Origin of the sequence: Halogeometricum sp. CBA1124 (genome assembly GCF_009741955.1) — an archaeon.
GTDB lineage: Archaea > Halobacteriota > Halobacteria > Halobacteriales > Haloferacaceae > Halogeometricum > Halogeometricum rufum.
Window position 1 is genome coordinate 1 of sequence record NZ_WPCD01000155.1, and the last position, 8,802, is coordinate 8,802.

5 protein-coding genes and 3 pseudogenes are annotated in these 8,802 nt (G+C 66.9%); 1 reads left to right on the forward strand and 7 read right to left on the reverse strand.

Annotated features, from left to right (window positions below; genetic code table 11):
* Positions 1–138: 138 nt before the first annotated feature.
* The 7 genes and pseudogenes from GJ632_RS15865 to GJ632_RS15895 form a co-directional block, all read right to left on the reverse strand.
* Positions 139–1,202 (reverse strand): annotated as a pseudogene (locus GJ632_RS15865) (hypothetical protein).
* A gap of 61 nt (positions 1,203–1,263) precedes the next feature.
* A pseudogene (locus GJ632_RS26010) lies at positions 1,264–1,859 on the reverse strand (FlaD/FlaE family flagellar protein).
* Positions 1,860–2,304: 445 nt separating this feature from the next.
* Positions 2,305–4,758 carry a methyl-accepting chemotaxis protein gene (locus GJ632_RS15875; RefSeq protein ID WP_191453459.1) on the reverse strand — a complete coding sequence of 818 codons (2,454 nt, stop codon included), beginning with the start codon at positions 4,756–4,758 and terminating at the stop codon, positions 2,305–2,307.
* Positions 4,759–4,849: 91 nt separating this feature from the next.
* Entirely contained in the window at positions 4,850–5,356 is a 507-nt protein-coding gene (locus GJ632_RS15880; protein ID WP_191453460.1) for a chemotaxis protein CheD, read from the reverse strand.
* 129 nt (positions 5,357–5,485) lie between these two features.
* Positions 5,486–6,686, reverse strand: a pseudogene (locus GJ632_RS15885) (chemotaxis protein CheC).
* On the reverse strand, positions 6,683–7,051 hold the full coding sequence (cheY, locus tag GJ632_RS15890) for a chemotaxis protein CheY (RefSeq protein ID WP_089806186.1): 369 nt from the start codon (positions 7,049–7,051) through the stop codon (positions 6,683–6,685). Before cheY ends, GJ632_RS15885 begins: the two are co-directional and overlap by 4 nt.
* A gap of 105 nt (positions 7,052–7,156) precedes the next feature.
* Positions 7,157–7,729, reverse strand: a complete 573-nt coding sequence (locus GJ632_RS15895; protein WP_191453461.1) for a hypothetical protein — start codon at positions 7,727–7,729, stop codon at positions 7,157–7,159.
* 235 nt (positions 7,730–7,964) lie between these two features.
* Between GJ632_RS15895 and GJ632_RS15900 the strand changes: the two genes are divergently transcribed.
* Positions 7,965–8,303, forward strand: coding sequence for a helix-turn-helix domain-containing protein (locus GJ632_RS15900; protein WP_089806190.1), 339 nt, complete (start codon positions 7,965–7,967; stop codon positions 8,301–8,303).
* Positions 8,304–8,802 lie beyond the last annotated feature (499 nt).

The following is an 8,802-nucleotide window of genomic DNA, read 5'->3' on the forward strand; positions in this document are numbered from 1 at the left end:
TCGTCGAGGGCGAGTCGCTCTCGGAGACGCTGGCGTTCGCCAACGCCGTGGCCGCGGTGACGACTACCGCGGCGGGCGCGATGACTGCGCTGCCGGGCCGCGAGGCGGTCCGGCGGTTCAGAGAGGAGCCGTAACCGCTTACTTCACGAGACGCTCGGCGATGCGACGGGCGCCCTCGGCGGGCGCGAGGTCCGGTCGGTCCGCCGAGATGCACTCCACGTCGCGGTTGAGTTCCGCGGAGAGACGCGCCTGGAACTCGTCGACGATGCCCGGGATGCAGGCCATCCCGCCCGTGAGGACGATGGGCTTCGAGAGCGCCAACTGGTAGGGCTTCATGTGGTCGTTGGCCAGCGTCGAGAGGAAGTTGTTCGCCACCTCGTCGACGGCGTCGTCGAGGTAGTCGTCCAGCGGTTCCATCACGGAGCGCTCGATGGTGAACTCGTGAGAGCCGCCGCCGGGTTGCTGAATCACGTCCGTGAACGGTTCGAACGCGTCGAAGTCGGCGTGCTCCTCCTTGTACTCGCGGGCCGTCGTCAGGTCGATGTTCACCCGCCCCTGCGTCTCCTCCTCGACGGCGTTGGCGATGCGGCGGTCCACCTCGTTGCCGGTGACGCGCCCGAGACGAACGGCGACAGTTGCTCGCCGTGGCGGTACGCCGAGGCTTCGAGGTTGGTCGACCCCATGTTGACCGCGGCGAACACGCTGTCGATGGCCTCCAAGTCGTCGCCGAACGCCGGGATGGCGCCGCAGAGCGACTCGGGGAAACTCCGGACGAGTGCGTCGCCAACCGGGCTCTCCTCGATGACGCGGTTGAGGTTGCGCAGGCCGGGTTCGTTGTCTATCGTGGGTATCGCGTAGACGACGGCGCTGTCGCCGTCGAGGCCGTTCGCGTTCACCAACTCGGTGAAGAACTTCTTGGCCAACTCCGCGCCCTCGTCGTCCTCGGGCAGACCCGAGCGGAGCATGTACTCGACCCTGTCGGGGTACTCCTGTGCGGCCTGTTCGCCGTAGAGCACGCGTTCCTCACCGGTGATGGCGTCTTCGTACGTCGCCAGACAGGTGAGGGTGCGAACCGTCTCCAGTTCGCCGTCGTCGTCGTAAAACTGGAGTATCGTGCGGGTGCTCCCGAGTTTCACACCGACCGGCGTCGGTCCTTTCGAGTCGTCGAACGAGGCGTCTTCGTCTGTTCCATCCTCCGCCATACGCCTTTCGTAGCGAAAGGGGGTGAAAAGTCTTTGTTGTCGTCTGACGCGCGTCGTGCGGTTAGCGAAGTTGCGGCGGCGGCGACTCCGTCGGTTCGCCGCCCGCCATCGAGGCGAGTTGGGCGACGTAGACGAGGCTGAGGTGGTGGTCGTCCACGTCGAACTCCGTCGTGTTCGAGACGTTGCCCGAGAAGCCGATGAGGTAGTCGTGCAGTTCCGTCTCCACGTCCTCGGTTATCCAGTCGACCGAGAGGTAGTAGCGAAGCGCGTCCATCGTCCGCTTGAACCCGCCCTTCAGGACGAGGAACTCCAGCCAGTCGAAGACGACGCGTTCGGCGGCGTACTCCTTCGGGAGTGGTCGAGAGGTACGGTTTCGTCCAGCGACCCGCCCGCGGCGGCCGTCTCGTGGACGAGCAACTGTTCGAGCTGGTTGTGTCGAAGTGCCTCGCCGGCGCGCCCGCGGGGCCGGTCGCGGACCGGCTTGTCGAAGCGGAACTCGCCGACCTCGTCGAAGTCGTACGCCCGGTCGTCGCGAGAGCGGTCGTAGCCGAGTTCGTCGAACCCGCCGCGGCGGCCGTCGCGGCCGTCGTCTCGCCCGTCGCCGCGCCGGCCGTCGCCGCCACGTCGGCGCTCTCCCAGTCCGAAGTGGTTGGCGATGCGGTCCGCGCGGACGACTTCGTCGTGGGCGTCGGCGTGGTCGCTGTACCCCTCGCGGGGGCGACGGAGTCCGTCGTCCCGTCGGGACCGGCTCCGCCGGTCACGGCGGTCGTAGTCGCCGTCGCCGTCGCGGCCGTCGTGTCTGTCACGACTGTCGCGGCCGTCACGGCCGGACCCGTCGCGCGACCGGCGTCCCTCGTCGCCGCGCCGGCCGCGGTCCTCGTCGTAGCCGCGGCGAGGCTCTCGGTCGTTCGTCCCGTCTCGGTCGGAGCGTCGTTCGTCGGCGATGCGCCGGAGTTCGCGTAGGTCGTAGTTGTCGGGGTCTATCTTCATTGCCTCACCTCGCTCGCACGGCGTCGACGCCGTACGGCCGTCTCCCGCCTCGGAGACGGGTGCGTTGGTGCAGAACAGCCACGGCTGCTTGATAAACCTGCCCCCGTGAATATCAGCTAAGATAACGAAATCGCGTCACCGCGCTGACCGCCGCGTTCCCCGTCGCCTGTCGCACTTCGCCGCACCCGTCAGTCGTCCGCGTGGGTGGTCGCCTCGTCGTCGGGACCGGTCGCCCCCTCGCTCGGACTGCCCGTCGCGCCGCCGACGGTGTCGGTGGTCGTCCCGTTCGGACCGGTGCCGGTGTCGGGTTCGTTCCCCGCCGACCCGTCCACGGCCGCGTCCCGGGCCTCGAACCGGTCGAGCATCGACACCAACTGCGCGGTGTCCGCCGACAGCGACTGCATCCGGTCGTCCACGTCGCCGAGCGTGTTCGTCTGCCCCTCGGCGGCGGTGGCGACGCGCCCGCCTCGCCCGCCATCTCCTCGGCGATGCTCGCTATCTCGTCGGCCATCGCCAGCACGTCCTGCGCCGAGGCGGCCTGTCCGCTCGTGGCGTCGGTTATCTCGTGGACGCTCGCGTTCGTCTCCTCGACCTGTTCGACGATGTCGTCCAGCGACTCGATGGCTCCCTCCACGTCGGCGGCCCCGTCGCGGACGCCGGCGCGCATCCGTTCCATCCGCTCGACCACGCGTTCGCGCTGGTCGCCGATGTCCTCGACGAGCGCGGAAATCTCCTCGGCGGAGGCGCGCGTCTCCTCGGCCAGCGACTTCACCTCGCGGGAGACGACGGCGAACCCCTCACCGTCTTCGCCCGCGCGCGCGGCCTCTATCTGCGCGTTCAGCGCCAGCACGTTCGTCTGTTCGGCCACGTCGGAGATGACCTCGACCACGTCGCCTATCTCGCCGAGTCGTTCGTCCAGTCGGTCCACCTCGGCGACGGCGCGTTCGGTCTCCGTGCGGATGTCGTCTAAGCCGTCGAGGGCGTCTCCGGCCGCCTCCGCGCCGCCGTGAGCCCGGTCCGCGGTCTGCGCGGAGAGCGACGCGAGTTCGTCCGCGGCCGACGCGATCTGCTGGACCGACGCCGAGAGGTCGTTCACCTCCTCGGTGACGCGGGTGAGACTCTCGCTCTGTTCCTCCGCGCCGGCGGATATCTGCTCGATGGACTCGGCCACCTCCCGACTCGTCTCGCTGACGCGTTCGGTGCTCTCGGCGACCTCTTCGCCGAGGGCGGCGACCCCCTCGCCGAACTCCGAGACGGTGACGATGGTCGCCTCCATCTCGTCCATCATCCCGTTGAACGACTCCGCGATGGTCGCCATCTCCATCGACCGACTGTCCTCGTCCATGCGGGCCGTCAGGTCGCCCGCGGCGGTTCGCTCCATCACCTCGCGGTACGCCTCGGCGTCCGCACGCTGGTCGCGCAGGTCGTCTCGCATCTGGGCGACGCCCGCGAACACGTCGCCGAACTCGTCCTCGCGGTCCACGTCGAGGTCGGTGTCGAGTTCGCCCTCGCGCAGTCGCGTCACCGCCTCGGACAGGTTCCGGAGCGGTCTGACGGTGATGCGGCGGAGGAGGTAGCCGACGCCCGCGAGGGAGACGACGGCGAGGCCGACGATGAGCAGGACGTGCGTCCCGACGGTGTGCTGGAGGCCGTACGCCGTCGCCGTCGGGACGTAGACGAGGACGACCAGGCCGCGTCCGACGGGCGCGTACGCGAGGAGGTGCCGTTCGTCCATCGCGTCGGTCGGGCCGCGTTCGACGACGCCCGACTTGCCGCTGAACGCCTGTCCCAGCACCTCGGTGTCGGGGTCAACGTCGCTCGTCCCCGAATCGTCCGTCGCGAACAGCGTCTCGCCGTCGGAAGCGGTGACGCGCACGAGCGACCCGTTCATCTCCGTGTCGAGGCGGGACCGGAGGACGGAGACGTCGGCGGTGACGATGACGACGCCGGACGGTTGGCTCTGCACGGCCGAGGCGAACGCCACGACGCGGTCGCCCGACGCCGCCGTGTAGGGGTCCGAGCGCACGACGTTGTCGGCGAACGTCGTCCCGGCGCGAGAGACGAGCGACCCGTCGCTCCACGGCGTCGCGCCGACCATGGAGTCGTTGGAACTGGCGACCACCTCGCCGGAGTTCGCGTCGACGTAGTGAATCGCGGTGTATCCCAGCGGCAGTTTCGTCCGTTCTGTCTTCAGTTCCTCGCTCAGGAGGTCCGGGTGCGCGTCGTACATGTCGTACGAGGAGAGCATCCGCGTCGTCTCGCGTCGCTGCTGCATCCACTCTCCCAGTTGGTTCGCCTGCAGTTCCGCCGTCTGCGCGACGTCGGACTGCGCGTTCGACTGTACCTCGGCGGCGACGGTCTGGTACTCGATGGCCGCGAACCCGGCGAACAGGACGATGACGACGAGAAACAGCGAGACGAGTTTCCGCAGATAGCTCTTCTGGACCTGTCTCGGAACGACCGTCCACCCGCCGGACCGTCGCGGCGAACTCGGCGCGCCGTCGCGGCGCGACAGCGAGCGGACCCGTTCGCCGAGACGACTAATCACGTCACGTAACCGACTCATGCCCACTGGTCGCGGGGGTCATCGAATAAAACCACGTACCGGAGAATCATCAGTGATAACTGGGCGGCGGATCTCGCCGCGTCGAACGGTGTCAGAGAGTCGCTTTGCCGACGTGCGCGCTCCGGACGTGGAGCGTCCCCGTGGCCTCGAGTTCGAGCGACCGTCCGTGTTCGCCGCCGACGTCCTCGGCGACGATGGGAACGCCCTCGCGGGCGAGCACCTCTCGGACGGCGACGACGTTACGCTCGCCGATAGTGCCGTCCGCCGAGGAGAACTCGAACATCGTGCTGCCACCGGCGAGTTTCGCTCTGACGAGGTCCGGGTCGGCACCGCGGTCCGCCATCTCGGCGAGGAGCGCCGGGACGGCCGTGTCGGCGTACTTCGCCTCGTTCGGGTCGCCCTCGGCGTAGGGAAGCATCGCGTGCGCGAGGCCGGCCACGCTGGCCCGACTGTCGTAGAGCGCGACACCGATGCACGACCCGAGACCGCTGGTGGTCAGCGTATCGTCGCCCGTGACGACGGCGTAGTCGGCGATGCCGACTTTCGTCCGTTCGGCTCTCGTTCGCGTTTCGGTCGTGCTGCTCGTGTAAACTTTCATCGTGGTTTGTTCGGGGGGAGAACGGCACGAGAGTCGAGACGCCCCCGCGTCGTCACGCCCTCGCCGACAGACGTCGGGACGGGCGCGCCGACTCGGACGGTCCGGCAGACGCTCGTGGTCGTCTCCTGGTCAGGGTCGCTGTGCCTCCGCCGCGAGGTGGTCGAGGGCCTCGCGGAGTTCGGCTTCGTTCGGCAGCGCGTAGATGTCGCAGGTGAACTCGTCGTTCTGTGTCCGAATCGCCGAATCGATGAGGAACGCGTACTCCTGTGCCTGCGCGAGTTCGGTCGCCAGCGGGTCGATTATCGCCGACCCGATGTCGTCCACGTACGTCGGGGGGGGAGATGTCGATGGTCGTCTCCAGCGCGTTCGCCCAGCCGTCGATGAACCCGGAGGTGACGATGTTGCCTATCTCTTGAATCGCGCTCTGCTGCATCGCGGCGTCGGCCTCCATGCCGGGCATGAGAGCGTCCGCGACGCGGTCCGCGGACGCGTCGTCGAACAGGATGGCGATGTAGCCCGAGGGCGTCCCCATGAACTCGAGGACGACGCCGCGTCTGGTCGCGTCCGTCAGTTCCATCGGCACCGCCTCGATGGGGACGAAACTCAGTCGGCTGACCTCGACGACCGACTCCATGCCGGTCATCGCCGTCAGGTCGTCCGACGCCTGCTCGGCGCCGTCGGAGATCATGTTGGAGAACGAGGTGAACGTCTCTATCGGCACGGTCTTCGACCCGTCGCCCGCTATCTGGGAGATGGTCTCGATAGACTCGTGCGTCGGCAGCATGTAGATGTGGAAGCCCACGTGCTGGTCGTCGGTGTCCAGTTGGTTCCGGAACGCGAGGACGTGGTCGTCGCCCGTCGCCATCTGGAATCCCGAGTCGCCCGTGATATCCTCGAGCGCACCCTTCGTGTCCATGTCCACGTACGTCGGCGTGGTGATGTCGATGGAGGTGTCGAGATACTCGGCCCACCCGTCGAGGAACCCCCCGAGCATGATGTTGCCCAGTTCCTTCAGTCCGCTCGTCGCCATCTCCCCGTCTGGCTGGTCCGCCGCCCCGGGAACGAGAGCGTCGACGAGTTGGACGGCCTCCCGTCGGTCGAACGCCAGCACCGTCCGTCCGTCGATGCCGCCGTTGAACCCGATGTGGACCGTCACGAGGTCCTGTTCGCGGAACTCGCGTTCCACGTCCTCTCTCGTGCTAATCTCTATCTTGGTGACGTTGACGAACGTCTCGGCGCCGGTGAGTTGTGACAGGGACCCGGCAGCGCGTTCCGCCCCGGAGTGTGCGAGGCGGCTGAACGTCCGTAGCGACTGGACGTCCAGATTCATGCCTCGACGCTCACCACGTCGTCGATGGCCTGGAGGACGTTCGGTTTCTGGAACGGCTTCGTGATGTAGCCGTCGGCACCGGCTTCGACGGCCTCGCGCATCTTCTCCTCCTGTCCGACCGACGTGCACATGATGACCGACGCGTTCGCGTCCAGCGACTTTATCTCGGTCGTCGCTTCGATGCCGTTCCGGATGGGCATCACGACGTCCATCGTCACCACGTCGGGGTCGAGTTCTCGGTACAGTTCGACCGCTTCCACGCCGTTCTCTGCCTCGCCGACCACTTCGTGTTCGCCATCCAGCAACTGCTTCAGCAGGTTCCGCATAAACGCTGAGTCGTCCACGACCAGTACGGTGCTTGCCATGCTCTTTCTTTCCGAGAAACCGGGTATAAACCCTTCCCCCTCATTATCAGCGCTGATATGCCTCCGCTACGACGCGTGAAGGCGGCGGCGTCGGGGCCGAACGCGTTACTCGCCGTCGGACGGAGGAATCTGGAGGCCGTCGCCGGCGAGTGCCTCCACCAGGTCACCGATGGAGTCGTCGAGGGTCAGGTCGTGTTCCCGGAAGATGGGTGCGAGCACTTTCGTCGGGAACGTCACGTCCGTGTCCGACGCGAGGAGGAGGATGCCGAGCACCTCCGCGGGGGCGGCGTCGGCGTCGACCTGACTCGCGTACCACTGGGCGATGTCGCCGAAGGCGGTGGCGACGTCGTCGGAGAACAGTTCGCGTTGTTCGATGGCCCCCTCGAACGCCGCGGTGAGTGCAAACCCGTAGTCGGCGTCTCGGTCGGAGACGTACCGGGCCGTCTGCTGTTTGGCGAACGTGCCGCGTTCCTCTATCGTTCGGTCCTCCTCGTCGGCGGGCACGTCGCCGTCGCCGTCCACGTTCGGCGTCCCGTCGTCGTCCGTGGCGACGACGAACCGGCCCTCGTCCAGTTCGGCGACGCGACTGCTGCTGGTGAAATCGAGTTCGTTGGGGCCGACGATTCCCTCCTCGCGCCGCCGCGCGGGATGCTCTCGGGGAGGGTCGTCGGAGGCCATGCCGGGAGGTGGCCGCGGCGAACTAATAAGACCATCGCCCACTCGAACCGGCGGCGACGGTCTGACGCGCCGACACGACGACGGAACGGGCCCGGTCTCAGCGGGCGATAGCGCTGCCGATCTGTCGGCGCTGCGAGGACCTTACGTCCCGATTAACCGCATCTTCGTTCACCCCGATTTCTCACCGAGATAACCAACACATTCACATTAGCTCACGACAGAAGTAATTCCGTCTATGGAGTCTGACAGGACCCTCTCAGCACTGGGCAACGATTACAACCCCGATATATTGCGCGCCGCGGACGAACCTCACTCGGCACAGGAGTTCAGCGAGATGCTCGACATCCCCATCGCGACGTGCTACCGCCGCATCGAGGAACTCACCGCGGCCGGCCTCCTCGAACTCCACGACAGGGTCCTCTCGGACGAACACCGCCGCACCAACGTCTACCGCCGGGAGGTGGACGAGGTGCTCATCCGGTTCGACGGACAGGAGTGCAACGTGCAGGTCACCGAACGACCGGAGGTCAAGAACAAACTCGACGACGTCTGGCGGCAGATCGCACGGGACTGACCGCCCGGCGACTGGACACCCGCAGGCTCTCCTCGTCACCCTCCACAGGCCACGTTCTGCGACTCGGTATCACCTCACACACGCCGGACTCGCCCTCGTCGGGACTCCGCTGCCGTCGCTCCCGCCGCCCGTCGTCTGCTCCCTTCTGTGCCCCGTTACCACCGCTCTCTTGCGAGTCGTTAACTCCCAGTTAACCGCGGCCACGTGTGCGCGTAGGATTTTATTCCTCGTCGTGCCGGGATTGACTTATCACGAGAGATAATCGGGACCGTAGCGTTATGTAGGTCTGCCTGATTGTCCGTATCGTAGGTCTTCTCCTCCGGCGAGGGGGTGGGGGACCGAACTGGAGATATACAGAAAAAACCCATGTTCGAAAAATTTGACGCCGACCGCGGTCAGGTCGGTATCGGTACGCCTCATCGTGTTCATCGCGATGGTCCTCGGTCGCCGCAATCGCTGCGGGGTCCTCGTGAACACGGCCGGCGGTTCCTGCAGGCGG

What these genes read in the sequence shown, in the direction of transcription:
- GJ632_RS15880 (WP_191453460.1), bottom strand. Translation starts at nt 5,356, where the DNA reads ATGAAAGTTTACACGAGCAGCACGACCGAAACGCGAACGAGAGCCGAA.
- GJ632_RS15875 (WP_191453459.1), bottom strand. Translation starts at nt 4,758, where the DNA reads ATGAGTCGGTTACGTGACGTGATTAGTCGTCTCGGCGAACGGGTCCGC.
- cheY (WP_089806186.1), bottom strand. Translation starts at nt 7,051, where the DNA reads ATGGCAAGCACCGTACTGGTCGTGGACGACTCAGCGTTTATGCGGAAC.
- GJ632_RS15900 (WP_089806190.1), top strand. Translation starts at nt 7,965, where the DNA reads ATGGAGTCTGACAGGACCCTCTCAGCACTGGGCAACGATTACAACCCC.
- GJ632_RS15895 (WP_191453461.1), bottom strand. Translation starts at nt 7,729, where the DNA reads ATGGCCTCCGACGACCCTCCCCGAGAGCATCCCGCGCGGCGGCGCGAG.